This is a genomic window from Mesorhizobium sp. M1428 (assembly GCF_040317515.1).
In the GTDB taxonomy this organism is placed as follows: domain Bacteria; phylum Pseudomonadota; class Alphaproteobacteria; order Rhizobiales; family Rhizobiaceae; genus Mesorhizobium.
On sequence record NZ_JAMYKT010000025.1, the window covers coordinates 53,544 to 80,483 of the forward strand.

Annotated in this window: 23 protein-coding genes and 1 tRNA gene; 13 read left to right on the plus strand and 11 right to left on the minus strand. The window is 61.5% G+C overall.

Annotated elements, in window-relative coordinates:
- Positions 1–34 precede the first annotated feature (34 nt).
- Both NKG60_RS26095 and NKG60_RS26100 read left to right on the plus strand, forming a co-directional pair.
- Positions 35–526, plus strand: coding sequence for a MaoC family dehydratase (locus NKG60_RS26095; RefSeq protein WP_502903444.1), 492 nt, complete (start codon positions 35–37; stop codon positions 524–526).
- 3 nt (positions 527–529) lie between these two features.
- Entirely contained in the window at positions 530–1,411 is an 882-nt protein-coding gene (locus NKG60_RS26100) for an HpcH/HpaI aldolase/citrate lyase family protein (protein ID WP_352865100.1), read from the plus strand.
- Between the two features lie 19 nt (positions 1,412–1,430).
- Here NKG60_RS26100 and NKG60_RS26105 read toward each other — a convergent pair whose 3' ends face one another.
- On the minus strand, positions 1,431–2,015 hold the full coding sequence (locus NKG60_RS26105) for a nitroreductase family protein (protein ID WP_352975921.1): 585 nt from the start codon (positions 2,013–2,015) through the stop codon (positions 1,431–1,433).
- 156 nt (positions 2,016–2,171) lie between these two features.
- Between NKG60_RS26105 and NKG60_RS26110 the strand changes: the two genes are divergently transcribed.
- A complete protein-coding gene (locus tag NKG60_RS26110) occupies positions 2,172–3,137 on the plus strand; it encodes an RgsD C-terminal domain-containing protein (protein WP_352865103.1) in 966 nt (321 codons plus the stop codon).
- A gap of 118 nt (positions 3,138–3,255) precedes the next feature.
- Here the strand turns inward: NKG60_RS26110 and thrS are convergent, their stop codons facing one another.
- The 3 genes from thrS to yidD form a co-directional block, all read right to left on the minus strand.
- Positions 3,256–5,229, minus strand: a complete 1,974-nt coding sequence (gene thrS / locus NKG60_RS26115) for a threonine--tRNA ligase (protein WP_352975924.1) — start codon at positions 5,227–5,229, stop codon at positions 3,256–3,258.
- Between the two features lie 167 nt (positions 5,230–5,396).
- Positions 5,397–6,212 (minus strand): class D beta-lactamase, encoded by an 816-nt coding sequence (gene blaOXA, locus NKG60_RS26120; RefSeq protein WP_352865108.1) that lies wholly within the window; start codon positions 6,210–6,212, stop codon positions 5,397–5,399.
- Positions 6,213–6,355: 143 nt separating this feature from the next.
- Positions 6,356–6,730 carry a membrane protein insertion efficiency factor YidD gene (gene yidD, locus NKG60_RS26125; RefSeq protein ID WP_352865141.1) on the minus strand — a complete coding sequence of 125 codons (375 nt, stop codon included), beginning with the start codon at positions 6,728–6,730 and terminating at the stop codon, positions 6,356–6,358.
- 336 nt (positions 6,731–7,066) lie between these two features.
- Between yidD and NKG60_RS26130 the strand changes: the two genes are divergently transcribed.
- Complete coding sequence (locus tag NKG60_RS26130; RefSeq protein ID WP_352865111.1) at positions 7,067–7,981, plus strand: LysR substrate-binding domain-containing protein; 915 nt, start codon at positions 7,067–7,069, stop codon at positions 7,979–7,981.
- Here the strand turns inward: NKG60_RS26130 and NKG60_RS26135 are convergent.
- A complete protein-coding gene (locus NKG60_RS26135; RefSeq protein WP_352667962.1) occupies positions 7,978–8,424 on the minus strand; it encodes an iron-sulfur cluster assembly scaffold protein in 447 nt (148 codons plus the stop codon). The genes NKG60_RS26130 and NKG60_RS26135 overlap by 4 nt on opposite strands.
- Before the next feature lie 240 nt (positions 8,425–8,664).
- Here NKG60_RS26135 and folE point away from each other — a divergent pair, with 240 nt between their 5' ends.
- The 3 genes from folE to NKG60_RS26150 all read left to right on the plus strand — a co-directional run bounded on the left by folE (position 8,665) and on the right by NKG60_RS26150 (position 10,862).
- Positions 8,665–9,300 carry a GTP cyclohydrolase I FolE gene (gene folE / locus NKG60_RS26140; RefSeq protein ID WP_352466975.1) on the plus strand — a complete coding sequence of 212 codons (636 nt, stop codon included), beginning with the start codon at positions 8,665–8,667 and terminating at the stop codon, positions 9,298–9,300.
- Positions 9,301–9,335: 35 nt separating this feature from the next.
- Positions 9,336–9,806 carry a phosphoribosyl-AMP cyclohydrolase gene (gene hisI / locus NKG60_RS26145; protein ID WP_352865113.1) on the plus strand — a complete coding sequence of 157 codons (471 nt, stop codon included), beginning with the start codon at positions 9,336–9,338 and terminating at the stop codon, positions 9,804–9,806.
- An 84-nt stretch (positions 9,807–9,890) separates the two neighbouring features.
- Positions 9,891–10,862, plus strand: a complete 972-nt coding sequence (locus NKG60_RS26150) for a patatin family protein (protein ID WP_352667965.1) — start codon at positions 9,891–9,893, stop codon at positions 10,860–10,862.
- 19 nt (positions 10,863–10,881) lie between these two features.
- Here NKG60_RS26150 and recJ read toward each other — a convergent pair whose 3' ends face one another.
- The 5 genes from recJ to NKG60_RS26175 form a co-directional block, all read right to left on the minus strand.
- The gene (recJ, locus tag NKG60_RS26155; RefSeq protein WP_352865117.1) at positions 10,882–12,666 is read right to left on the minus strand and encodes a single-stranded-DNA-specific exonuclease RecJ; all 1,785 of its coding nucleotides are present in this window, start codon (positions 12,664–12,666) and stop codon (positions 10,882–10,884) included.
- Positions 12,667–12,726: 60 nt separating this feature from the next.
- Positions 12,727–13,710, minus strand: coding sequence for a class II fructose-bisphosphatase (glpX, locus tag NKG60_RS26160; protein WP_352865119.1), 984 nt, complete (start codon positions 13,708–13,710; stop codon positions 12,727–12,729).
- A 199-nt stretch (positions 13,711–13,909) separates the two neighbouring features.
- Positions 13,910–15,223 (minus strand): homoserine dehydrogenase, encoded by a 1,314-nt coding sequence (locus NKG60_RS26165; RefSeq protein ID WP_352865122.1) that lies wholly within the window; start codon positions 15,221–15,223, stop codon positions 13,910–13,912.
- A gap of 276 nt (positions 15,224–15,499) precedes the next feature.
- Complete coding sequence (locus NKG60_RS26170) at positions 15,500–16,717, minus strand: LL-diaminopimelate aminotransferase (protein ID WP_023678886.1); 1,218 nt, start codon at positions 16,715–16,717, stop codon at positions 15,500–15,502.
- 40 nt (positions 16,718–16,757) lie between these two features.
- The gene (locus NKG60_RS26175; RefSeq protein ID WP_352667972.1) at positions 16,758–17,144 is read right to left on the minus strand and encodes a hypothetical protein; all 387 of its coding nucleotides are present in this window, start codon (positions 17,142–17,144) and stop codon (positions 16,758–16,760) included.
- A 97-nt stretch (positions 17,145–17,241) separates the two neighbouring features.
- Between NKG60_RS26175 and phaC the strand changes: the two genes are divergently transcribed.
- From phaC to NKG60_RS26195, 4 genes are all read left to right on the plus strand, one after another.
- Complete coding sequence (gene phaC, locus NKG60_RS26180) at positions 17,242–19,077, plus strand: class I poly(R)-hydroxyalkanoic acid synthase (RefSeq protein WP_352975926.1); 1,836 nt, start codon at positions 17,242–17,244, stop codon at positions 19,075–19,077.
- Positions 19,078–19,404: 327 nt separating this feature from the next.
- Positions 19,405–20,523 carry a YcbK family protein gene (locus NKG60_RS26185; RefSeq protein ID WP_352865143.1) on the plus strand — a complete coding sequence of 373 codons (1,119 nt, stop codon included), beginning with the start codon at positions 19,405–19,407 and terminating at the stop codon, positions 20,521–20,523.
- A 176-nt stretch (positions 20,524–20,699) separates the two neighbouring features.
- Positions 20,700–20,774: transfer RNA gene (locus NKG60_RS26190), tRNA-Glu, on the plus strand.
- Positions 20,775–20,936: 162 nt separating this feature from the next.
- Positions 20,937–21,173, plus strand: coding sequence for a hypothetical protein (locus NKG60_RS26195; RefSeq protein WP_352975929.1), 237 nt, complete (start codon positions 20,937–20,939; stop codon positions 21,171–21,173).
- Between the two features lie 112 nt (positions 21,174–21,285).
- Here the strand turns inward: NKG60_RS26195 and NKG60_RS26200 are convergent, their stop codons facing one another.
- On the minus strand, positions 21,286–21,852 hold the full coding sequence (locus NKG60_RS26200) for a T4SS efffector SepA family protein (RefSeq protein WP_352975931.1): 567 nt from the start codon (positions 21,850–21,852) through the stop codon (positions 21,286–21,288).
- 353 nt (positions 21,853–22,205) lie between these two features.
- Here NKG60_RS26200 and NKG60_RS26205 point away from each other — a divergent pair, with 353 nt between their 5' ends.
- Both NKG60_RS26205 and NKG60_RS26210 read left to right on the plus strand, forming a co-directional pair.
- Positions 22,206–25,481, plus strand: coding sequence for an Eco57I restriction-modification methylase domain-containing protein (locus NKG60_RS26205; RefSeq protein ID WP_352975933.1), 3,276 nt, complete (start codon positions 22,206–22,208; stop codon positions 25,479–25,481).
- Entirely contained in the window at positions 25,481–26,065 is a 585-nt protein-coding gene (locus NKG60_RS26210; protein ID WP_352975934.1) for a Fic/DOC family protein, read from the plus strand. Before NKG60_RS26205 ends, NKG60_RS26210 begins: the two co-directional genes overlap by 1 nt.
- The last annotated feature ends 875 nt before the right edge of the window (positions 26,066–26,940 follow it).

Genomic DNA, 26,940 nt, shown 5'->3' on the forward strand with positions numbered 1-26,940 from the left:
TCACCATGTTCGTTAACTGGCTTGCGAGCCCGGTATGCAACGCCTATCAACCCTTAAGCGGCGGAGGAGATCGACAATGGCCGGACTTTATTTGGACGAGTTCGTCGTCGGCCATGTGTTCAAGCACACGCTGCGCAAAACCGTGACCGAAAGCGACAACATGCTGTTTTCGGTGATGACGCTGAACCCGCAGCCGCTGCACATTGACTTCGACTTCGCGGCGAAGAGCGAATGGGGCAAGCCGCTGGTCAATTCGCTGTTCACGCTTGGCCTGATGATCGGCATTTCAGTCAACGACATCACCGTCGGCACCACCATCGCCAATCTCGGCATGAAGGAGACGGTATTTCCGCATCCTGTCTTCCATGGCGACACAATTCGCGTCGAGACCACTGTCGTCTCGGTGCGTGAATCCAGGTCGAAGCCGGACCGCGGCATCGTCGAGCTCGAGCATCGCGCCTATAACCAGAACGACGTGCTGGTTGCCAAATGCACGAGGCAAGCCATGATGATGAAAAAGGGATAGCCGATGCGTTCTCTTCTCTTCGTTCCCGGCGATTCGGAAAAGAAGCTGGAGAAGGGCTTTGGCGTGGGCGCCGACGTGGTCATCGTCGATCTCGAGGATTCGATTGCCGCGCAAGACAAGGATCTGGCGCGCGACACAGCGGCGCGTTTCATCGCCGGGCACAGGCACCGGACCAGCCCCGCGATCTATGTTCGCGTCAACGATCTTTCGACCGGACTGACCGACGACGATCTGGCGGCGCTCGTGCCAGCAAAACCAGACGGCATCATGCTGCCTAAGTCGAACAGCGGACTGGATGTCCAGCATCTCTCGGCCAAGCTCAGGGTGCACGAAGCTGAAAGCGGCCTGCCGGATGGAGCTATAAAGATCCTGCCGATCATCACTGAAACCGCCGCCGGCGTTCTGGCCGCAGCGACCTACGCCCATGCAAGCGCGCGGCTTGTCGGCGTCACCTGGGGCGCGGAAGATCTGTCGGCGGCAATCGGCGCGCGCGCCGCGCGCGACGCGAACGGCCGCTACACGGATGTGTTCCGCCTCGCCCGCACCATGACCATCCTCGCCGCAAGTGCCGCGGAGGTCGCGGCGATCGACACAGTCTTTCCGGACTTTCGTGACATGGCAGGCTTCGAGGCCGAATGCGCGGAGGCCGAGCGCGACGGCTTCACCGGCAAGATGGCGATCCATCCGGTGCAGGTGCCGGTCATCAACGCTGCTTTCACGCCTTCGGCGCAAGCGGTGAGAAGCGCGCTGGCGATCGTCGAGGCGTTTAAGGCGGCAGGGAATCCGGGCGTCGTCGGCATCAACGGCAAGATGTACGACCGGCCGCATCTCAAGCTCGCCGAGCGGCTCCTGGCGCGGGCCGGGGTGGCTGGGCTTGGCGCTTAAGCCTGTTCCGCGCCGAAAACTATCCCGCCCACGGCCCCGAATAATCGGCATAGAGCTTTGCCGGATCGGGCCGTGGCCGCTCCGGTGCCGGCCCGCGGTAGGAGCCGATATGGACGAAGCCGACGACCCGCTCATGCGGCGCCAGACCGAGGATCGCCCTGCCCTCGGGCACGTCGGAATACCAGTTGCTGATCATGTTGGTGCCGTAGCCCAGCGCACTGGCGGCAAGCATCAGGTTCATCGCTGCCATGCCGCCGGACAGGAACATCTCCCATTGCGGGATCTTTGGATTTTCCCTGGGGATCGAGATCACGCCGATGACCAGCGGCGCGCGTGAAAAGCGCGCCAATTCCTGGTTGCGGCGGCCTTCCGGCAGAGGCCCTTCGCGCTGTTCGGCAAGTGCCGCCAGCTTCTTGCCGATCTCGATGCGAGCCTTGCCGCGATACAGGATGAAACGCCAGGGCTCCAGCCGGCCATGGTCCGGCACCCGCGAGGCTGCGGCGATCATCGTCGCGATCTCCGCATCGCTCGGTGCCGGTTCTTTCAAATCCGGGATCGGCGCGGAATTTCGGGTCAGCAGAAGATCGATGATCGGCGACGCCATGGGCGCAAGTCTCCTGGAATTTGAGCTGAAGCGCACCATCGGGACATCGGGCGGCTTGGGCATTGGCGCGGCGCGCCGGACAAAGAGCCCTGTAGCAGAAGCCAACCGGACTCTTAAGCCTTGAAATTGCCACCGCCTTGGGCTTCAACGCAAGGCATGTTTGAGGGGACATTGCGTCTTTTCCTGATATCGCTCGCTGCCGCACTGTTGATGGTGCCGGTTTCGCTCGCCGTCGCCCAGGATGTGGACGGCCTCGGCGAGCTGAAACTTCCCGGAATTTCGGGCTATGCGCCTCCGAAAAGCGAGACATCGCTGGCGTTGGGGAGCAGCGGGCCAATCACGCTGTCGGCGCAATTGACCGACAAAGGCGCCGACATCACGCGCGGCATCGTCTGGCGCGTCTTCAAGCCCGAATCGGCCAGCGACGGCAAGCTGCCGATGGTCGCCTCGGCTCATGGCGGCACCGCCGTATTCCAGCTCGAGCCGGGTTCGTATCTGGTCCACGCCTCCTACGGGCGTGCCGGCGCCACCAAGCGCATCACCGTCGGCAAGGAAGCCAAGCGTGAGAGCCTCGTGCTCGATGCCGGCGGCCTCAAGCTCGATGCCGTGCTGTCGGGCGGGGTGCGCATACCGCCGAAGAAGCTGCGCTTTTCGATCTATGAGAGCCACGCCGCGGCCGATGGCGATCGCGCCCTGATCATACCCGATGTCGAGCCGAACAGCGTCGTGCGGCTCAATGCCGGCACCTACCATGTCGTGTCGACCTATGGTGCGGTGAACGCGGTCATCCGCTCCGACATCCGCGTCGAGGCCGGCAAGCTCACCGAAGCGACGGTCGAGCACCGTGCCGCCGAGATGACCATGAAGCTGGTGCGCGAGCCTGGCGGCGAGGCAATCGCCGACACCTCCTGGTCGCTGCTCAACGAATCCGGCGATCCGATCAAGGAAACCGTCGGCGCCTTTGCCTCGATGGTGCTGGCCGAGGGCGACTACACCATCATCGCCAAGAACCGCGACCGCATCTACCAGAAGGATTTTACGGTGGTGGCCGGGCACAACCAGGATATCGAGGTCCTGGCCACCGAGGCTTCGGCCATCGATTCCGAGGAAAGCGCCGACTGAGCGCTGCCTGTCTAAGCTGCCTTGCGCATGCGTTGCGCCAACAACTGCGCGCGGCGTGACGGGCACATGAAAAATGGCGGTGGATCGCTCCACCGCCATTCATTGCAGGTCGGCTGGTTCAGGCCGCGCGGCGCTTGCGGTCGGGTGTCACCGCCTCGTCGGCAAGCAGCTTTACGGCGGCTGCGAGGCCGAGCGATTCCTGGTCGCGCGACCCGAGACGGCGGACATTGACCGTTTCTTCCTCGGCCTCGCGCTTGCCACAGACAAGGATGACCGGGACCTTGGCCAGGCTGTGCTCACGGACCTTGTAGTTGATCTTCTCGTTGCGCAGGTCGGCTTCGGCGATCAGCCCGGCCGCTTTCAATTGCGCGACGACCTTTCGCGCGTAATCGTCGGCATCGGAAGTGATCGTCGCCACCACCACCTGCAGCGGTGCGAACCAGAGCGGGAAATGGCCGGAATAATTCTCGATCAGGATGCCGAGAAAACGCTCCATTGAGCCGCAGATGGCGCGATGCACCATCACCGGCTGCTTCTTTTCCGAATCCGAGCCGATATAAAAGGCGCCGAACCGTTCCGGCAGGTTGAAATCAACCTGCGTCGTGCCGCATTGCCAGTCGCGGCCGATGGCGTCCTTCAGCACATATTCGAACTTCGGCCCGTAGAACGTGCCCTCACCCGGATTGACGCCCGTCTTGATCCGGTTGCCCGACCGCGCCGCGATCTTGTCGAGCACGTCCTGCAGCACGCCCTCGGCATGATCCCACATCGCGTCGGTGCCGACCCGTTTTTCGGGACGGGTCGCCAGCTTGACGGTGATTTCGTCGAAGCCGAAATCGGCATAGGTCGACAGGATCAGGTCATTGATCTTGATGCACTCGTCGGCGAGCTGTTCCTCGGTACAGAAGATGTGGGCATCGTCCTGGGTAAAGCCGCGCACGCGCATTAGCCCGTGCAGCGCGCCGGACGGCTCATAGCGATGCACATTGCCGAATTCCGCAAGTTTTACCGGCAGATCGCGGTAGGACTTCAGCCCGTGCTTGAAGATTTGGACGTGGCCGGGGCAGTTCATCGGCTTCAGCGCAAACACCCGGTCGTCGTCTGTGTCGTCGCCAGCAACAGTCACCTTGAACATGTTGTCCCGGTACCAGCCCCAGTGGCCTGACGTCTCCCACAGGCTCTTGTCGAGCACCTGCGGCGCGTTGACCTCCTGATAGCCCTGCTCGTCGAGGCGGCGACGCATGTAATTGACCAGGTTCTGGAACATCCTCCAGCCCTTGGCGTGCCAGAACACGACCCCGGGGCCTTCCTCCTGGAAGTGGAACAGGTCCATCTCACGGCCGAGCTTCCTGTGGTCGCGCTTGTCGGCCTCCTCCAGCATCGTCTGGTAGGCTTCGAGCTGCGCCTCGTCGGCCCAGGCCGTGCCGTAGATGCGGGTCAGCATCGGATTGTTGCTGTCGCCGCGCCAATAGGCGCCGGCGACCTTCATCAGCTTGAAGGCATTGCCGATCTGGCCGGTCGAGGCCATATGCGGGCCGCGGCAAAGGTCGAACCAGTCGCCCTGTGCATAGATCTTGAGGTCCTGATCCTCGGCGATGGCGTCGATCAGCTCCAGCTTGTAGCGCTCCCCCTTGTCGGCAAAGATCCTTTTCGCCTTTTCGCGCGACCAAACCTCTTTGGTGAACGGCTTGTTGCGCGCAATGATCTCGCGCATCTTCTTCTCGATCACCGGGAAATCGTCGGGCGTGAACGGCTCGTTGCGGGCGAAGTCGTAGTAGAATCCGTTTTCGATCACCGGCCCGATGGTCACCTGCGTTCCCGGCCAAAGTTCCTGCACGGCTTCGGCCAGCACATGCGCCGCATCATGGCGGATGAGCTCCAGCGCGCGCGGGTCCTCGCGGGTGATGATCTCGACCTTGCCAGACTTGCCGATCGGGTCAGAAAGGTCGCGCAGCGTGCCGTCGATCGAGTAGGCGACGGCCTTTTTGGCCAGCGACTTCGAGATCGATTCCGCCAGGCCGGCGCCGGTCATCGCCGCGTCGTAGTCGCGGACGGAGCCATCGGGAAATGTCAGGGAAACGGAATTCAACATGAGCTTCTCCTATCCAGTCCCACAAACGAGCGCGGGTGGTGAAATGCATGTCGCCCAAAACTGCCTAGCGGTTTTGAGGCTACGACATGCATCAGTAAGAGCCGGATGCGTCCGGCGGCGAGCGGTCTTTTATGGACAGTTTTCGGCGCCGTAAAGCCGGATGTAGGTCACCTCAGGAGATTCGGCAGCTCTTTCAGGAACATCGCCCGCGTCTTGAGCCCCTTTGGCGTGTCGGAACGTTTCGTGTCGACTACCAGGCGGGCAAAGACGATCTTGCGAGCATCGGTCTTCGCCCAGCCGACAAACCAGCCAAGCGAGCGCTTGTCGGCGCTGTCGCCGAGCCTGGTCGTTCCGGTCTTGCCCTGCACCGTCCAGCCGCCCGACCGGAAGGTCGGGACAATCGCGTTGGTCATCGCATGCGCCTTGTCCGAGACCGGCAGTTTCCGCGCCAGCAGCTTGCGCAGGAAATCGACCTGCTCGACCGGCGATATCTCGAGCGAAGAATTCACCCAGGAACGGGTGAGGCCGTCATTCTTGCCAGGATTGCCGGAGACGTCGGTGTTGCCATAGTCCAATCTGGACACATAGCCGGCAAACTGTTTGCTGCCGAGCCGGCGCGTGACCTCGCGTGAGAACCAAAGGACCGAATCCTTTTCCCAGATCGTCGGGTCGACGGTCTTGCGGTCCCGTTTCGGCGCGTTGAACTCCGCTTTGTACTCCCAGCTCGGCGTGTGCTCGTCGCTCAGGATTCCGGCGTCATAGCCGATCAGCGCCAGCGGAACCTTGAATGTCGAGGCGGGGCTGAAGCGCTGGTTGCAGGTCCCTTGGCGATACAGCGTCTCGCCGCTTGCGGCGTCGACGATCAGCGTGCATTCGACGTCCGCGAGCGGCGCCGACTGCGCACGGATCGGAAAACCCAACAGCCACGCCAGGACATAGAGAACCACGGCGAAAACGAAGGGAAGACGATCTATCCGGCGCATTTGGTAATCTCCTGAAGGGTATCAGGAGCGGCTTAGCGAGGCGTCTTGTCTCGATTTTGTCTCAAATGCGCTATGTCCGCGCAAGCTGCGGTTAACCCTACCAGATCGTAAAAGCGGTCCGGTTGTGCACCGAAGAGTTGCGGTCAACTGTCCAGGTCGCCACGTTTTTTCCCGATCCGCCAGTACCGCCAGGGCGTGAACCAACGGTAGCGATCAGCCAAGATCTCCGGCACGCGGTCGATGCCGTGCGTGCCAAACGGCCCGCAGCGCAGCACCCGGAAAAACCCCATCCAGCCACCGGCCCACAGCCCATGCCGGGCGATCGCCTCGTGCGTATATTCGGAACAGGTCGGCAAATGCCGGCAGGAATTGCCGACGAAGCCGGACAGCGTCAGCTGGTAGAGCCGGACGAGCGACGTGCCGAGGAGGCGGCCTGGCGTCTTGCGCCACGGACCGGGCCAATTGCGTCCTTGTCGAATCGGCCTGGCGCCGTGCGCATGCCCATGTTGGCCGACCACCGCAGTCTCCACATCACGTTTCCCTACACGATAGATGTGCGCATCGGGCCAGGAACGCAATGCCGTCGGCAATCCCGTCATGGCCTCGTAGGGCGGACCGGGTAGCGGTCGGGCGTCAGTTTCCGACATAGGGCGATCCCGGTCGGCGGCCTCTCCTCGCGCCGATCCCTACGTGGTTTCTCGTCGCGCCACTGAAACGTCGCGATCCGCAAGACATCGCCCAGAATGTTGAGAAACTGGATCATCGCAGCACTCCTTGAGCACCGATTAGAGCGCCGCTGGCCTTGCTCTTCAAACGAGTATAACGTCCACGTCAGATAACTCTGAGTTATGCGAATGAAGCGCGGACACCTGCCCCTGACGGCTCTCAGAAGCTTCGAAGCAGCCGGTCGTCACCTGAGCTTCAGCCGTGCGGCCGGGGAGCTTTATGTTTCGCAGGCGGCGATCAGCCGGCAGATCCGCGAGCTCGAAGCCTTCCTGCGCCAACCTTTGTTCTTCCGCCATCATCGCCGCGTCGAGTTGACCGACACCGGCCGGCGGCTGCTCGACCAGTTGGTCAGAAGTTTCGAGGGCATCGACAGGCTGCTTTCGGAATTGACGGCGGCCCCGACGCAGTCCGTGGTCCGTGTCAGCGTCGAGCCGTCACTTGCATCCGTATGGCTGGTGCCGCGGCTCAACCGCTTTCGCGAGTTGCGACCCGATATCGACGTTCCCCTTGAGGTCGACCCGAGGTTGATAGAGTTTCGCAGCGATCAGCCCGAACTTGCCCTGCGCTTCAGTGCGCACGCCACCTCATGGCCACGCAGCGAAGCCGAACAACTTGCCGCGGTCGTCGATTCACCAGTTCTGTCGCCGGCACTTCTTGCATCCGGCCCAGCTCTGGAAAAGCCGATCGACCTTGGTCGCTATACATTGTTGCACGAAGAAAACCGCCAGGCTTGGGCGCGTTGGTTCGAAGCGGCGGGCGTCACGGCTGATGCCGTGCCTGCGCGTGGTCCGATGCTGGCGGATGCTTCGCTTTCGAAGCAGGCAGCCTTGCTTGGACATGGTGTCGCGCTCGGCGATCTTTTGCAGATCGGCGAAGAACTTGCGTCCGGCGCGCTGATCAAGCCTTTCGACATTGACGTCGCGTCGGGCGCCTATTGGCTAGTGGCCAGAAGGCTGAATGACCTTTCCGAGCCGGCCAGGGCTTTTGCCGACTGGGTCCGGGCGGAATTCGCCGAAAGCCGGCGTTTCCTTGCCGAGATCTAAGCCGCCTCTTCCGCCCGCTTCTTTTCGATCTGGCCGATCGCATCGACCACTGCGTCGAACGTCAGCATGGTCGAGGCGTGGCGCGCCTTATAGTCGCGCACCGGTTCCAGGTATTTCAGGTCGGCGAAGCGGCCTTCGGGCGGCGGGCCGTTTTCCTTCAGCATCTTCAACATCGTCTCGCGCACGCTGCGCAATTCTTCGGCGCTGGCGCCGACGACATGCTGCGCCATGATTGACGACGACGCCTGACCAAGCGCACAGGCCTTCACGTCATGCGCGAAATCGCTGACGACGCCATGATCCATCTTCAGATCGACGGTCACCGTCGAGCCGCACAGCTTGGAATGTGCTCGTGCGGTTGCGTCGGGCCGGTCGAGCCGGCCGATCCGTGCGATGTTTCCGGCAAAACCCAGAATTTTCGCATTGTAGACATCGTCGATCATATTTTTCCAATCCGTCGCCGCCCAGCGAACAGTCATTGCCGCTCTGGCGTCTTCCTTTCGCTCGGCACGAACATATATAATGGTGGTAGTCGGGTATCGACAAGGCGACCATAAACCTCGTCATACCCAATTCTGTTCACGCCACTTACGGGCTGGAAACCGGGCGAGTTTCTGACACCCGAAAGGTCGTGGTCCGTTCAACTCGTTCCTCCTGAGAGAGGAACTACGGGAGACGCCTTTATGGACGCCGTTATCAAGAAACTCATGCCGCGGTCCGCCTATATGGAAAAGCCGGTCACCGACCGGCCGAGCGAGGCCGAAGTCGAAGCCGCCGTGCGCACCTTGTTGCGCTGGACCGGCGACAATCCTGACCGCGAGGGCCTGATCGACACGCCGAAGCGCGTCACCAAGGCGTTCAGCGAAATGTTCAACGGCTATGATATGTGCCCAGCCGAGGAACTTGGCCGCACCTTCGAGGAAGTCGCCGGCTATGACGATCTCGTCCTCGTCAAGGACATATCCTTCCACTCGCATTGCGAGCATCACATGGTGCCGATCATCGGCAAGGCGCATGTCGGCTATCTGCCTGACGGCAAGGTTGTCGGCCTGTCCAAGATAGCCCGCGTCGTCGACATCTTCGCCCATCGCCTGCAGACCCAGGAAGCGATGACCGCGCAGATTGCCGGCGTCATCCAGGACGTGCTCAATCCGCGCGGCGTGGCCGTTATGCTTGAGGCCGAGCATATGTGCATGGCCATGCGCGGCATCCGCAAGCAGGGCTCCACCACGCTGACCTCAACCTTCACCGGCGTCTTCAAGGACACACCCGAAGAACAGGTCCGCTTCGTCACAATGGTGCGCGGCGGCAGGATCTGATCGGCCTGCCGGCTTCGCTAGATAAGGACCGGCGAATGTCGGCATTGGAATTCCCAAAAGCTCCAACAGACAAGAAGGCACTCGAAGAAGGCGCGGTCCTTTCGCCGCGCTTCGATGCTGCCGGCCTCGTCACTGTCGTGGTCACCGATGCCGAAGACGGCATGCTGCTGATGGTCGCGCATATGAATGCCAAGGCGCTGGCGCTGACGCTCGAGACCGGCATCGCGCACTACTGGTCGCGTTCGCGCAACGCGCTGTGGAAGAAGGGCGAGACCTCTGGCAATGTCCAGCAGGTCGTCGAGATGCTCACGGATTGTGACCAGGACGCGATATGGTTGCGCGTCAAAGTGCTGGGTCATGAAGCAACTTGTCACACCGGCCGACGTTCATGCTTTTATCGGACGGTGGGGCTGAGCGATGGCAAAGGGACGCTTGCCAGCGACGGCAGCAAGCCGCTGTTCGATGCGGAAAAAACCTATCAAAAGCCCAATACACCATCAATATGAACCATTCGCAGCACTTCAGCCACGTATATTCATGATTTCGATACGGCCCGCCTGTAGGATGACCGTGGGACAAGGGAGATTGTGATGCTCGACTGGGCGTCATTGCGCAACAGACCTGACGTTCGGGAGGCCAATGGCCTCTCCTCGGCCGCGGGCGCATCCGAAACCAAATCTCCGGGCAAAACGGGGATTTCGCTGGCATTGGGTGGCGGCTGTGCGCGCGGCTGGGCGCATATCGGCGTGCTGCGCGCGCTTGACGAAGCCGGCATCGAAGTGTCGATGATCGCCGGCACCTCGATCGGCGCGCTGGTCGGCGGCTGCTATGTTGCCGGCAAGCTCGACCAGCTGGAAGAATTCGCGCGCAGCCTGACCAGGCGGCGCATTTTTGGCCTTCTCGACCTCAATCTACGCGGCAGCGGCCTGTTCGGTGGCATGAAGCTCGATGCGCGGCTGCGCGAGCACATAGCCGGCATCCGCTTCGAGGACCTGCCAAAACCATTCGTCTGCGTCGCTGCGGAAATCCGCACCGGCCATGAGATCTGGCTGTCGAGCGGCTCGTTGAGCACCGCCATGCGCGCCTCCTACGCGCTGCCCGGCGTGTTCGAGCCGGTCGCCTGCAATGGGCGTGTGCTGGTTGACGGCGCCCTGGTCAATCCGGTGCCGGTCTCGGTCTGCCGTGCCTACGAGCAGCCGCTCGTAGTCGCGGTGAACCTTCACTACGATCTGTTCGGCCGCGCCGCGGTGATCAAGCACAGTGCCGGCGAGCTGGTCATTGAGAAAGACGCGCCGAGGGCGGGCCACGCCGATCCCGAACGCCAGTCGCGCGAGACGCGGCTCGGCATTACCGGCGTCATGGTCGAGGCCTTCAACATCATCCAGGACCGCATTTCGCGCGCCAGGCTGGCCGGTGACCCGCCGGACATATCGCTGCAGCCGAAGCTCAGCCATATCGGCCTGACCGAATTCCACCGCGCCGACGAAGCGATCCGTATCGGCTACCAGGCGACGATGGCGCAGATCGGCGACCTGACCCGGCTGCAGACCGTCCTCGCTTAGGCAGGGCGGCAGCGAGCTCTCAGGCAAGCGCCGCGTCGACGATACGAAATTGCACCGTGCGGTTGCCGTTCCAGTGGTTGCCCGACAGCGAGCCTGCGACATGCACCGGCTTGCCCCTATTCTTGAACAGGAATTCGCCGAGCGCAGTATCGACGGCGCGAAAGGCGATCGCCTGGATGCGGCCGCCGCTTTCCGACTGCAGGTCGGCGCGGATGTGGTTGCTGCCGACCGCCCGCGCATCGACAAGCCGATGACGCGGCAGCGCGAACACCGGCGCGACATGCCCTGCGCCGAACGGCCCTGCCCTCTCAAGCGCATCAAGCAGCGCGAGCGTCGCGCCCTCGGCGGCAAGGGCGCCGTCGATCGCCAGGCTCTCCTCGCCTTGCAGGCGGAACACATCCACAGCCGCGCGCTCTTCGAAGAAAGCCCTGAGTTCGCCGAGCTTCGCCCGTTCGACGGTGATGCCGGCCGCCATTCCGTGGCCGCCGCCCTTGACGATCAGCCCGGCATCGGCAGCCTCGCGCACCAGCCGGCCGAGGTCGAAGCCAGACACTGAACGGCCTGAACCGGTACCGACACCATTGGCGTTGAAGGCGATGGCAAATGCGGGCCGGCGCGCATGGTCCTTGAGCCGCGAGGCAAGCAGGCCGACAATGCCCGGGTGCCAGTTGCTGCTGGCTGTGACCACGATTGCCGGACCATTGCCGCCGGCAAGCTCGGCGTCGGCCTCTGAGCGCGCCGCGGCCAGCATCTCCTGCTCCATCGACTGCCGCTCCTGGTTGAGCCGATCCAGCGTCTCGGCGATGGTGCGGGCTTCGACCGGGTCGTCGGTTGCAAGCAGGCGGCTGCCAAGTGCTGCGTCGCCGATGCGCCCACCGGCGTTGATGCGCGGACCGATCAGAAAGGCGAGATGGAATGTGTTGATCGGCTCGCCTATACGTGAGACCCGCGCCAGCGCCGCCAGCCCTTCGTTTCTCTGCTGCCGCGCCATCTGCAGCCCCTTGACCACGAAGGCCCGGTTGACGCCGGTGAGCGGCACCACGTCGCAGACAGTGCCCAGCGCCACCAGGTCGAGCAGGCCAAGCAGGTCCGGCGGTGCGGCATCCGGCAGGCGGCCGCGCAGGATCTTCGCCGTCTGCACCAGGCAAAGGAAGACGACGCCTGCGGCACAGAGATGGCCTTGCCCGGAAAGGTCGTCCTCGCGATTTGGGTTGACGACCGCAGCAGCCGCCGGCAACAGCCCGCCGACCTGATGGTGATCGAGCACCACGACGTCGGCGCCGGCGGCCTTCGCGGCGTCGATGGAAGCAGCACTATTGGTGCCGCAATCGACGGTGACGATCAGCGTCGCGCCGCGCGAGACGAGTTCGCGCATCGCTTCCGGATTGGGGCCGTAACCCTCGAAGATGCGGTCCGGTATATAAATCTCCGACGGCACCGAGAAATGTGCGAGGAAGCGCTTGAGCAGCGCCGACGAGGCGGCGCCGTCGACATCGTAGTCGCCAAAGATCGCCACCTTTTCCCTGGCAACCACCGCCTGGGCGATGCGAGAGGCCGCCTTGTCCATGTCGGTCAGCGATGCCGGGTCGGGCAGCATGTTGCGGATGGTCGGATCCAGGAACCGCTCGGTCTGATCGGCGGTGACGCCGCGCCCGGCCAGCACGCGCGCCACGATGTCGGGCACGCCATAACCTTGCGCGATGGCGAGCGCGGCCATGTCCTGGCGCTCGGTCAGCCGGTGTTCCCAGGAAACGCCGGTGGCCGATTGCCTGACATCGAGGAAAAAGCGTCTTTCCCCCGTCACGTGACGCGCCGTCTGCAATTTGTCATTGCCCACAATATGCAACGGCTAACTGAGTCGAAATCAAAACTTTTCCAGATCCTGGTGCCTGGCCTTGATCTCGCGCACGGTCCGCGATGACGAGCGCAGCACGATCGTATGCGTGGTGATGAAATTGCGGCCGAACTTGACGCCGGCCAGCATGTTGCCGTCGGTGACGCCGGTCGCGCCAAACAGCACGTCGCCGCGTGCCATGTCTTGCGTGTGGTAGATCCGTTTGGGGTCGGAGATGCCCATCTTGGCGGCGCGCGCCAGCTTTTCCGGCGTGTCGAGCATCAACCTGCCCTGCATCTGGCCACCGGTGCAGCGCAAGGCGGCAGCTGCGAGCACGCCTTCCGGCGCACCTCCGGTGCCGAGATAGATGTCGATGCCGGTCTCGTCCGGATCGGTGGTGTGGATAACCCCGGCGACATCACCGTCGCCGATCAGACGGATTGCGGCTCCGGTCGCCCGCACGGCTTCGATCAACGCGCCATGGCGTGGCCGGTCGAGAATACAGGCGGTGATCTCCGCCACCGGCACGCCCTTGGCCCTGGCCAGGCTGGCGATGTTTTCGGCCGGCGAGGCATCGATGTCGATGATGCCGTCGGCATAGCCCGGGCCGATCGCGATCTTGTCCATATAGACGTCCGGCGCGAACAAAAGGCTGCCTTTTTCGGCAATGGCGATAACGGCCAATGCGTTGGGCAGGTTCTTGGCGCAGATCGTCGTGCCTTCGAGCGGATCGAGCGCGATGTCGACAGCCGGACCTTTGCCGGTACCGACCTCCTCGCCGATATAGAGCATCGGCGCCTCGTCGCGCTCGCCTTCGCCGATCACCACCGTGCCGTTGATGGCAAGACGGTTGAGCTCCTGCCGCATGGCATCGACCGCGACCTGGTCGGCCGCCTTCTCGTCGCCGCGTCCGCGCAATCTGGCGGCCGCGACCGCGGCGCGTTCCGTGACGCGCACCAATTCCATGGTCAGTATCCGGTCGAGGCCGGCGACAATGTTCTGGGCCACATTCATCGATGGACAATCCTCGTTGGCACTTTGTTTTTATGCATGTCGTTGTCCCGAAACCGCCGCACACTTTTGGGCGACATGCATTAGCCTCCCGCCAGAGACGCGCTTCTTGTGTCAAAGCCCCGTGACAACAGCAAGACCTGCGCTGGACCTTTTTGAAAGCGCAGCAATATCAATCGATTAAACGCAAAATGTGAGACTGCTATCCGGCCCGCTCGATGCGGATGACTTGCGGCTTGTCGGTCAGAAGGCTGTCCCTGGTGATGCCGTCGACGGCCTTGCGCACCGCCGCCTCGGTCGTCTCGTGGGTCACCAGGATGACGGTCTTCTGTGCCTCGGTTTCCGGCCCGGTGGCATGCTGGACGATCGACTCCAGCGAAATGTCGTTGTCGGCCATGCGCTTGGCTATTGCCGCGAAGACGCCGAGGCGGTCGTGCACGGTCAGCCGGATGAAATAGCCGCCGGCATGGCTGCGCATCTGCGCTTTCTTGTAAGGCTTCAGTTCCTTCGCCGGCCGGCCGAAGACCGGACCATGCTGGAAGCCAGGCCGGCTCTTGGCGATGTCGGCAATGTCGCCGATCACCGCCGACGCGGTGGCGTTACCGCCGGCGCCAGGGCCGGAAAGCAGCAATTCGCCGAGGATGTCGGTTTCTATCGCCACCGCATTGGTGACGCCGTGCACCTGCGCGATGACCGAGGCCGTCGGCACCATGGTCGGATGCACGCGCTGCTCGATGCCGCTTTCGGTGCGTTGGGCGACGCCAAGCAGCTTGATCCGGTAGCCGAGATCTCCGGCCGCGCGGATGTCGGCCTGGCTGATGTTGGAAATGCCTTCCATGTAGATATCGTTGGCGGCGATCCTAGTGCCGAAGGCAAGGCTGGTCAGGATCGACAGCTTGTGCGCGGTGTCGTGGCCCTCGATGTCGAAGGTCGGGTCGGCTTCGGCATAGCCCAGCCGTTGCGCATCCTTCAGGCAGGCATCAAAGGACAGGCCCTCGGCTTCCATGCGCGTCAGAATATAGTTGCAGGTACCGTTGAGGATCCCGAAAACGCGGGTCACCGAATTGCCGGCCATCGCCTCGCGCATTGTCTTGATAACCGGAATGCCGCCGGCCACCGCCGCTTCGTAATTGAGCAGCACGCCTTTCCTCTCGGCGATCTCGGCCAATGCCACCCCGTGCTTGGCAAGCAACGCCTTGTTTGCGGTGACGACATGTCGGCCGGCCTCGAGCGCCGCTTTGACGGACGAGCGTGACGGGCCTTCGTCGCCGCCGATCAGCTCGACGAAGACATCTATCTCGGCGGTCTGCGCCATCTTGACGGCGTCGTCGAACCACTGTGCTGTGCCAAGATCAATGCCGCGGTCGCGTTTGGGATCGCGGGCCGAAACCGCCGACACGACGATGTCGCGTCCGCACTGCCGCGTCAGTTCGGCCGCCTTGTCGCGCAGCACGCGGGCCACCGACGCACCGACGGTGCCGAGGCCGGCAATTCCAACACGCAACGCTTCAGTCATCGGAGAGTCTGTCCGCCAGCTAGAATTGATTTTCGACCGCAACCCGATAGTCGTCGTTTTCATCAGGCTTCCGGATCACGGTGACTATAGTCCCGGGCTGAAACTCCCACACTTCCGAGGCTGGTATGGGCTGGTCCAAGATGAGGTATGTGGTCGGACTAATTTGTTTTGCTTGCACCGGCCGCCAAACGGAAACCGACTCATTGACTAGCCTGACATAAACGACGGCTTGGACGTTCATGCTGGCAGGGTCGGTCATGGCTGTGACTGAACCACTCAGCGATGCGCGGCGAGCGGCACGACATTGTTTGGCTGCTTGGCGCTGGATGCGAGGAAGCGCTTGATGTTGCGCGCAGCTTGCCGGATCCGGTGCTCGTTTTCAACCAGCGCGATGCGCACGTGATCGTCGCCATGTTCGCCGAAGCCGACGCCCGGCGCCACCGCGACGTCGGCGTGCTCGATCAGGAGCTTGGAGAATTCGAGCGAGCCGAGGTGCTTGAACGGCTCCGGGATCGGCGCCCAGGCGAACATCGACGCCGCCGGTGCGGGAATGGTCCAGCCGGCACGGCTGAAGGCGTCGACCATGACATCGCGGCGTTTGCGGTAGACGTCGCGCACTTCGGCGATGTCGGCGCCGTCGCCGTTGAGTGCATGCGCCGCCGCCACCTGGATCGGCGTGAAGGCGCCGTAGTCGAGATAGGATTTCACCCGCGTCAGCGCCGAGATCAGCCGTTCATTGCCGACCGCAAAACCCATGCGCCAGCCCGGCATAGAAAAGGTCTTCGACATCGAGGTGAACTCGACCGCGACGTCTATGGCGCCCGGCACCTGCAGCACCGAAGGCGGCGGATTGCCGTCGAAATAGATCTCCGAATAGGCAAGATCCGACAGGATGATGATGTCGTTCTTCCTCGCGAAGGCCACCACTTCCTTGTAGAAATCGAGCGAAGCGACCAGTGCCGTCGGGTTGGACGGATAGTTGAGGATCAGTGCCAGCGGCTTCGGGATCGAATGGCGGATGCCGCGCTCCAGGGCCGGGATGAAGCCGTCGTCCGGCTCGACCTGCAGCGAGCGGATGACGCCGCCCGACATGATGAAGCCGAAGGCGTGAATCGGATAGGTCGGGTTGGGGCAAAGGATCACGTCGCCGGGGGCGGTGATCGCCTGCGCCATATTGGCAAAGCCCTCCTTCGAGCCGAGCGTCGCCACCACCTGGCTGTCCGGATCGAGCTTCACGCCGAAGCGGCGGGCATAATAGTTGGCCTGGGCACGGCGCAGGCCCGGAATGCCGCGCGACGACGAATAGCGGTGCGTGCGCGGATCGCGTACCACCTCGCAGAGTTTGTCGACGATGGCTTTGGGCGTCGGCAGGTCCGGATTGCCCATGCCAAGGTCGATGATGTCGGCGCCGCGCGAACGGGCGCTGGCCTTCAGCCGGTTGACCTGCTCGAAGACATAGGGCGGAAGCCGGCGGACCTTGTGAAATTCTTCCATGGCAGTTCCAGACAGTGAGGTTGCGGTCGCGCGTATAAGCCTATTTGCAATTAGGGTCGAGAGCGGGGTCGCATTTGCCTTCGATCTGCTTCAGCGCCTCGGCGCCGTGTTTTTTTGCGAGTTGGTCCAGCGCTGCCTGGTCCGCGACCTTGATGCCGCCGCCCTTCGCGGCCTGGCTCTGCTCCTCGGCCTTCAGTTGGGCGAGCTTGGCGTTCTTTTCCTCGTCGGTGAATTGCTCGGCCGCCACCTGCGGCCGGATATTCAGGTTCGGATAGGAACCGGTATCCTTCGCCCCGACAAGGCCGGTGGTGGGCGCCGCACCTTCTATGTTGCTGCTCGTGCAACCGGCCATCGCCAACATGACGAGCGCCATGCGGCAAAAACGACCAGTGCCGGAAAAAACGTTCTTGCCAATATTAATCGTCATATTGTTTTCCTGGCGGCCGGGTTAGAGCACATTGGACCCTGTCCGATATCCCATGGTAATATGTCAACAAAACGCTTCGGGAGGAACCCCGCGAACCATGTCCAAAACACCCGATTCGGGCAAAGCGGAAGATGACCAACCTTCGACCGTCGAGCAATATCTGGTGAAGGACCCGGAACGCTTCGCTCTGAACATGGCCCGCGTGATCGAGCAGGCCGGCAAGGCCGCCTCGGCATGGGCCGAGCCGCGGGAAAAAGGCGAGGTACGCGATCATGTCGCCGAGCCGTTCGTCGACATGGTGAAAACCTTCTCCAAGCTCAGCGAATACTGGCTTTCCGACCCGCAGCGCGCGCTTGAGGCGCAGACGCGGCTGTTCTCCGGCTATATGACCGTCTGGGCCAACTCCATCCAGCGTCTCAGCGCCGGCGGCGAAGATGCCGACGACGCGGTCAAGCCCGAGCGCGGCGACAAGCGTTTCCAGGACCCCGAATGGGGCCGCAACGCTTTCTTCGATTTTCTCAAACAGGCCTATCTGGTCACCTCGCGCTGGGCGGCCGAACTGGTCGAGCACGCCGACGGCCTGGACGAGCACACCCGCCACAAGGCCGGCTTTTATGTCAAGCAGGTGTCCAATGCCATCTCGCCGTCGAATTTCATCCTGACCAATCCGGAATTATTTCGCGAGACCGTCGCCTCGAACGGCGAAAACCTGGTGCGCGGCATGAAGATGCTGGCCGAGGACATTGCCGCCGGGAAGGGCGACCTGAAGCTGCGGCAGGCCGATTATTCACCCTTCGAGATCGGCAAGAATCTCGCCGCGACGCCCGGCAAGGTGGTCGGCCGCAGCGACATCGCCGAAATCCTGCAATACGAGCCGGCGACCGAGACCGTGCTCAAGCGGCCGCTGCTGATCTGCCCGCCATGGATCAACAAATACTACATTCTCGACCTCAACCCGCAAAAGTCCTTCATTCGTTGGGCAGTCGAGCAAGGCCACACCGTCTTCGTCATCTCCTGGATCAACCCGGATGAGCGGCACGGCGCCAAGAGCTGGGAGGCCTATATCAGGGAGGGCCTGCAATACGGCCTCGACACGATCGAAAAGGCCACCGGCGAAAGGCAAGTCAACGCCATCGGCTATTGCGTCGGCGGCACGCTTCTGGCGGCGGCCCTGGCGCTGATGGCGCAGGAAGGCGACCACCGCATCAAATCCGCCACCTTCTTCACCACCCAGGTCGATTTCACCTATGCCGGCGATCTAAAAGTGTTCGTCGACGAGGAGCAGGTCGCGGCCGTCGAAAAGGCGATGAACGAAAAAGGCTATCTCGACGGCACCAAGATGGCGACCGCCTTCAACATGCTGCGCTCGGGCGACCTGATCTGGCCCTATGTCGTCAACAACTACATGCGCGGCAAGGATCCCCTGCCCTTCGACCTGCTCTACTGGAATGCCGATTCGACCCGAATGGGCGCTGCCAATCATTCTTTCTACTTGCGCAATTGCTACCTCGAGAACAGGCTTTCGCAAGGCATGATGGAACTGGCGGGCCGCACGGTTTCGCTGAAGGACGTTGCCATTCCCGTCTACAACCTCGCCTCCAAGGAGGACCACATCGCGCCGGCGCTGTCGGTATTCCTCGGCTCGAAATATTTCGGCGGCGAGGTCGACTACGTCATGGCCGGCTCCGGCCATATCGCCGGGGTCGTCAATCCGCCGGCGGCGCAGAAATATCACTACTGGACCGGCAGCAAGCCGGCCGGCGACTTCGACCAGTGGCTCGCCGGGGCCACCAACCATCCCGGTTCCTGGTGGCCGCACTGGCAACGCTGGATCGAAGCCAAGGACAATACCCGCGTACCGGCCCGCAAACCGGGCGAGTATATGCAAGTTCTAGGCGAAGCCCCCGGCACCTATGTCAAGGTGCGCGTGTAACCATCTGTAATGTGTGGTGAGTTGACGCGCCGCCAAAAGCGGGCGAAATGGTGCCGTCAACCCTGAGCAGCCTTGATTCATCCTCTAGCCGCCAAATTACTTTGAGGCTTGCAGATTTGACACAGGTCTCGTTTCCGGTTCGGGGAACAAGGGTCATTTCGACGAGACGTTTCGACGCCGCGCCAATGACGAACCGGTCGGATATCGAGGGGGAATTTTGTTTTGAGATCAGCAGGATCGCGCCTCGCGAAGGGAGAAAGCCGCGCCATTGTGGCGGCGCTTTTCTCGGTGCTCCTGGCGTCCTGCACCTCGGCTGGCGACCCGACCATGTCGGTCGGCATGCCAGGCTATAATACCTCGGCTACCGAAATCAGCACGGCGGCCGGTGCGCCGCAGGCCAGCACGGCCGCGTCATCGTCGCAGATGACAACCGCACAAATGACGATGAATGCCGAGGGCGACGCCAACCTTCCCGAGCAGGTGGCCTATGTGCCAGTGGCCAAGCCAGGGGCCAAGCCCGATGCCGGCTTCCCGATCGCCGTTCCCACGGCAGCCGAGACGATCGCGCGACAGACGCCGCAGCCGCTGCAACCAAACGCCCAGACGGCCGATCAGGCCGTGGCACAGAACAGTGCCGATGCATCGAAGCCCGACGCCAAGGCCGCAGCGCCGGCGATGAACAACCCGGTCTATGTGACCGCCGGCGAGATGCCGCAGCCACAGGCCTACGCACCGAAGAAAAACTTCCTGGCCTCGCTGTTCAGCGCCACGCCTGCTTCGGCGGCACCTTCTTCGCCGGCCAACAGCAGATCGGGCGGGCAGGCAACCGTCGTGCAGGCCAAGGCGACGCCTGCGACGAAACCCACCGTCACCCTGGCCTCGGCCGATCCGGCTGAAAAGCCGGTGCAGTTGGTGTCGACGGGCGATACCAGCCACTTCACGGCCGATGCGCTGCCCGGCGTGCGCCAGACGGCGCTGTTCGAGATCAAGCGCAAATCCGGCCTCGACGATGAGAGTGATGTCGATCTCAACGAAGACGAAGGTTCGGGTGGCGCCTACCAGGTCGCCTCCGCCGCCGGCCTCGCCCGGCTGGCGCCCAACGGCCTCCTGAAACAGAACGAAAGCGTCGATGTCGCCTGCTTGAAGCCGTCGCTGGTTCGCGTGCTGAAGACGATCGAAGGCCACTACGGCCGCAAGATGACGGTCACCTCCGGCTATCGCGATCCGGCCCGCAACCGCCGTGCCAACGGCGCCAAGAATTCGCTGCACATGTACTGCGCCGCCGCCGACATTCAGGTCCCCGGCGTCTCGAAATGGGAACTGGCGAGCTACATCCGCACTATGCCGGGCCGCGGCGGCGTCGGCACCTACTGCCACACCGAATCCGTTCACGTCGATGTCGGCCCGGAGCGCGACTGGAACTGGCGCTGCCGCAGGCGCGGCTAGGGCGAGGTTCTTCCGCCACTGCGAAGGCCCCCTTCGGCGGCGTTGCATCATGCCGCAAAAACCAGCTTGGCTGTCGGAAGGACGCGGTTTGGAGCCAAAGGAAAAAAGTTGTCGCAGCCGGCGGCAGACGGGTTGCCGGTTTGTCGCGACGCAACTATAAGCGCTCACATCTGAACGCGCCCATCGTCTAGCGGTCAGGACACCGCCCTTTCACGGCGGTAACAGGGGTTCGATTCCCCTTGGGCGTACCAGCAATATCAAGCACTTAGCGGCTTTCCTGACTTCCTTCAGCTAATTTCCCCTAAGTTTTCCCTAATATTCGCCGGTATTCACTACCGTCCATTTGGGCGAATCGTTTGCGCTTCTATCCCCTGCCCGCACAATGCGGAGGAAAATAATGGGGAGAGAAGTTGTTGCCTGGAAAATTCAAATTCACCGACGCACAACGGGCCGAACATAACCTTCCCGGTGAGGTAAGCCTGGATGTCTACGGAAACGAGATTCTTGCCGGCCTCTCTTTAGACGACACCAAGTGGTGTCTCGATATCGAGGCAAGGGACTTGCACGATGTCTCGAACGCGGAACGAGCGCGCTACGATAGCTTGATTGCCGACAGTTGGACGTACCGCAAGAGCAACATGGATGGATGACATGAAAGAGCCGCCCACCCGTTGAAAGGGGACGGCTTGTGCCCTTCATTGGCTTGTTGATCATAAAAGCGCTCGGGAAGGCTCGGGTGCACTTCGCAGCTGGACTTTTTGGTTAGGCGTTGCCCGACCGAAGCAGCCCGGTGCGGCCCGGGTGTTGCGCCTTCGGGTTCTGCCGCCACCAGAACTCAACCATAACCGGGATCCGCCACTTTTTGGCGAGGCGATCCACTTCCTTCCATGCGTCCGATGCCGACTGACCCTGGACCGAAATGCCGAGGTTGGCGTGATACTTAAATCCTTCCTCCTCGTACTGCTCAGCCTTCGCCGGGATGTGCAGTTCGCGAACCAGTTGGTCGCCCTTCAACCCCTTGGCCCTAACCTGCGCGATCATCGTTAACAGAATGGCAGACCAGCGCGGGCTGTGGATAGCCTTGCCATCTACGGAAGCAGAAAGCGGCTTTGTGAATGCGAGTCCCGGGGCGGTATCAAACTCCAATGCGCCGCCGGCCGTGATGGTTGCAGCATCGTCTGGCTCGTTGTCACGCTCCATGCCAAGCTCTTCCATTGCGTCCCGCACAATCCGGTCGATGGTTTCGCTGGGCGATTTCGTGCCGAACCAAGTCGAGATGGATTTAAGGTCGGCGAATGTGGCGTCGTTGATCCTGATTACGGGCATCATGGTTAACCTCCTTCTGATTGCTCCAAGGAAATATGTAACATGCCTCGTGTCAGAGAGTCCACCAAGATATGTTACATATTTGCTGGCTGCCCGAAATTGGGTTCTCGACTGATGGCAAACGAACTTCCGCTTTGGGTCGACACAGTCGTTCCGAGTGATGGGGTTTTGACTCAAAACCCAACGCAGCTTGACCCGAAAGCAGCCTTTCCACGTCGCCATTCTGCAGGCGAGATCGAAAGCAGTCATGTCCAATCCAGCAACGAGCTGTTCCTGGCAATTAGAGGTGGGTGACGATAGGCGGGAGCAGCCGTTTAGTCCTAGACGGCGGCGTTGATTCGGGACCATAAGAAGTCATGCCCCTATTCAATCCGAAGACCGTAGAAAATGCGTTGGCGGCTTTCACCTGGGAGCCAACAGCTGCCGAAACCGTTGCAGCGCAGGCTTGGGCCGCGAGAGCAGCCGATCCACTATTCGACCTGCAGAACGAGAGTCAGCTCGAGCAGGAGTTCAACCGCACTGTCCTACAACAGGTGCTCGGCTACGCGGCGCCAGCGCCTGGCATGGTCGGCACGATGCAGGTAAAGCAGCCGGTGCCGGGCGGCACAATCGTCGATGTTGCACTCGGTCACTTCGTCGATGGTAAGGCTACCATCATTGCTCCACTAGAACTTAAAGGGCCAAAGGTCGCGCTCGACCGGATCATGCCGGGGCGGGCAAAGACACCAGTTCAGCAGGCTTGGGACTATGCCATGGACGCCCCAGGCGCGCGTTGGGTGCTGGTCTGCAATATGAAGGAACTGCGGCTCTATGCGTTTGGCCAAGGCCGACAACTCTATGAGAGTTGCGATCTGAGAAAGATCGGCCAATCTGGCGAGCTTCGGCGGCTGCGTCTTTTGCTCGGAGCTGATCGCCTGATCACCGGCGCTACCGCCGAGCTTCTCGCCCGCAGTGCACAAGCCGATCGCGACGTTACCAATCAGCTCTACCGCGATTACAAGGAACTCCGTGCTCAGCTCATGGAATTTGTCGCGGCGCAGCATCCTGCTATCGGGATTGAGGCACGGATCAGGCTCGTCCAAACACTGCTTGATCGGCTGCTTTTCATCGCCTTTGCAGAGGACAAGAACCTACTTCCGTCACGAAGTCTTGCCCAAGCGCTTGAACATCGTGATCCATACTTTCCTCGCCCGAAATGGGAGCAAATCTGTAAGCTTTTCGAATGGGTCGACAAGGGCGCTCCGCCGAACAATATACCGCGATACAACGGCGGCCTTTTCGCCACTGATCCAATGATCGATGGCTTGGGACTCCCCGATCACCTCGTAGAGCTGTTCGGACTGCTTGCCAACTATGACTTCGCGAGTGAAATATCAGTCACGATTCTTGGCCACATTTTCGAGCAGTCGATTACCGACATCGAGAACGAGAAGGCAGCCGCCGGCCTTGAAGCGCCGCCACCGGTGCCGAAGAAAAAGCGCGAGGGCGTTGTCTACACGCCCGACTTCATCACTCGCTTCATCGTTGAGCAGACGATCGGTCGTCATCTCGCCGACATTAGGGATGATCTGCTGACGGCCTACGGCAAGCGCGACGCTAGCGGCGCTGTCCGCTGGCGCAACAAGACGACGGCAGAAGCGAGCTATTGGAACGCTTACCTGGACCGGCTCACGAGTCTGCGAATCCTCGATCCGGCCTGCGGTTCGGGTGCGTTCCTGATCGCTGCTTTCAACTTCCTCAATTCCGAGCAGAAGCGGGTGCGTGATCGCCTCAGCGAATTGCAACCCGGCCTACTCACGTATGCCTCCCCCAATGCCGACGTCGAGATCATCACCGACAATCTGTTCGGCGTAGATTTGAATGCTGAGTCGGTCGAAATAACCAAACTCGCACTGTGGCTGCAGACAGCGAAGCGGGACCGCGCCCTGGAAAGCCTGGATGGCAACATCTTGCACGGAAATAGTTTGGTCGACGACCCCCAGTATCATTCACGACCGTTCAAGTGGGAGACGGCCTTTCCTCAGTTGGCTGATAAGGGCGCTCGCTTCGACATTGTGCTCGGCAATCCGCCCTATGTCCGGATGGAACTGCTCAAGCCTATCAAGCCGCACCTCCAACAGCGCTTCACTGTAGCGACCGATCGCGCCGACCTCTACGCCTATTTCTTTGAGTTGGGCCTGAGGCTGCTCAAGCCCGGTGGCCGGCTTGGCTTCATATCCTCTTCAACCTTCTTCCGTACCGGGTCAGGCAAACTGCTCCGTGCCTACCTCGCAGAGCACAGCGAGGTCGAGAGCGTTGTCGATTTCGGCGACCTGCAGGTGTTTGAGGGCGTCACCACTTATCCTGCTATAGTCACACTGCGGAAGAGCGAGAGGGCTCCGGCAGACGGCACACTGAAATATCTTGCCGTCCGAGCACTGCCTCAAGACTTGGGGAAGACCTTCGAGGAGGAGGCCCGGCCAATGCCGCGCGCTCGCCTGACAGGCGGCACTTGGCGCTTCGAGACTGACCTGCTGGATGCGATCCGCGAAAAGATTGTGTCGGGGCGACAGACAATAGCGGACGTGTTCGGGGCTCCACTCTACGGTATCAAGACCGGCCTCAATGACGCGTTCGTGCTATCGCGAGCGGACCGTGACCGCATCGTAGCGCGAGCACTGCAGACCCCCGGAGACCGCTCCGCCGACCTACTCAAGCCTTTCCTGGTCGGCGAGAACCTAAAGCGTTGGCACGTCGAGAGTGATGATCTTTGGCTGATCTATACGCCCAAGAACCGTATTGATATCGACGATTATCCGGCGCTTCGCGAACATCTTGCGCCTTATCGAGAACGCCTCGATGCACGAGCAACGAATCAGAATTGGTGGGAGCTACAGCAGGCGCAAGCAGCGTATGAACCCATGTTTCTAGGGTCGAAGATTGTCTATCCGCACTTTAACGATAAGCCGAACTTCTCATTTGAGACCGAGAAGTACTATTCGAATGATAAGTCTTACATTATTCCAACTCCGTCGCCGGCTCTGGCCGGCTATCTAAACTCTAATGTGGCTTGGTTTGTCCTGTGCGGGATGGCGCCTGCCGTCCGAGGTGGATTTCGAGAGGCCCGCGTCCAATACGTTGGTGCGCTGCCGGTTCCCTCCAAACAGGCACTTGAGGAGGCACTGCTTAGTCCCTCCGATCTCGCGGGACAAGCATCCCGTACACTTGACCGGCTCATCCTCGACACTTTGCACCGCCTGAGTGATCTGGATAACCGGATCGCTTCGACATCGGCAATGCAGGACTGGCCTTCTCTGACGTTCGCCGATCTACAGGCGAGGCTATCGAAGCGGTTCAAGACCTCCATTCCGATAGCCCAGCGCGAGGAGTGGGAGTCTTGGTTCGAGACCCAGCGCAGGCAAGCGGCAACGCTTAGAAGCTACATTGCGGACAAAGAGGCTGAGATCAACGAGCGCGTGTATCATTTGTTCGGACTGTCTCCGACAGAAATTGGGGCACTTAAGGACGCGCTGGTAATTGTTTCGCCAGCACTTAGCCTCGGCGGATATGAAGCGATTAGCGCCGTCGAGGGGTTGGAGCTATCGGACGAAGCGCGAGAGCGGCTTGCCGGAATCGATACCCGGGCGGCCTGATGGTCGGCCATCCCTACGACGCCGCAGACGATCCGGCCTGCTATCCCGGCACCCACGTCCTCATAAACCTGCCAGATCTCCGCACCAAGGCGGAGCTTGAAGCTTTCGAAGTGGAGGCGGTCGGCCGTCGTAGCATTAAGGCTCCGCCAGCCGGCGACTTCGACCCCGCACATTACCGCGCGCTCCATCGCCACTTGTTTCAGGATGTCTATTCGTGGGCCGGGCAGTATCGGATGATCCGGACCGCAAAAGGTGACAGTTTGTTTTGCTATCCAGAGAACATCTCAAAGGAGATGGATAAGCTGTTTTCGGTTCTAGATCGGCCGACCTTCCTTCCTGGAGCGGACGTGGATGCCTTTATACCTGCGACCGCCGATTTTCTCGGCTATCTCAACGCCATTCACCCATTTCGTGATGGGAACGGACGAACGCAGCTACATTTCGTCCGTCTTCTAGGCTTGCGTGCGGGGCACCCATTTCGGTCAGAAGCGGTCGAACGCGACGCTTTTCTATCCGCGATGGTCCAGAGTTTCCATGGCAGAATGGACGGGCTTGTCGATGAACTTGAACGCATGATTGTCTGATGTTACGGGCCACATTTGGCACTATTGGGCTGCGACAAAACAACCTCGGCCGGCAGCGCTCTCCTCGCGTTGCGTGCGCGGTTGCGCTGGAAGTCTAGAATGTCGTCTTCTGGGGCAACGTGCGCGTTCTGCAGTTGAGCCGAACGGCGACTTTCCACCCGTCTTGGGCATTGGCGGCAGCCGGCCGAAACGGCGATCATTTGGCCTTCAGGTAGTTGGCCGCATTTCGGCAACTGACACCGCAGTATCTCGCGCGGGTGGCAGTCCCCGGGCTAAACAGTGTCCGGCAATGTTCGCATTGACGCGCAGGGAGTGCCGCCGCAATGCAGTCGCGGGAGCAATAGACGTGATTTGGGTGGCGCTGCCGATAGACCTTGCTGCAGTGGTCACAGCGTCGCTCTGGACGCTTGGCTTTCCCTTTATCGGCACAACTCTTCGAACAGTATTTTCCCGCCTTAAGCCGATCCGATGGGCGAAAGGGAGTGCAACAAACGGCACACGGCTTTTCTGCTATCCTATCGAGTCGGGCATGCTGAGCGCAGCGCAGTGAGCAATATTTGACTTCGTCCGACGACGGCCGGAACCACTCACCGCACCCCCCGCATTCGCGCTTGCCGCGTTGCTCCTTGCCGCGGAGATAGAAGGCCCTCATCGTGACCTTCGCGCCGGCGTAGCGGTCCGCTTCCTCGCAACGGATCTTGGTCGCGATGCGGCACAAGTCGGAGCAATACGAGACGCGCCGTAATTGGCGCTCAGATGTGTCGATTAGTTTGCCGCACCCACGGCAGTTTGTAAGCGGTGTTCTCAGGCCACGGCCTTGAGCTCGAGCTTGTTGATGTAGACCCAAGGCAGGAGATCGTCGATCTGGCTGTTGG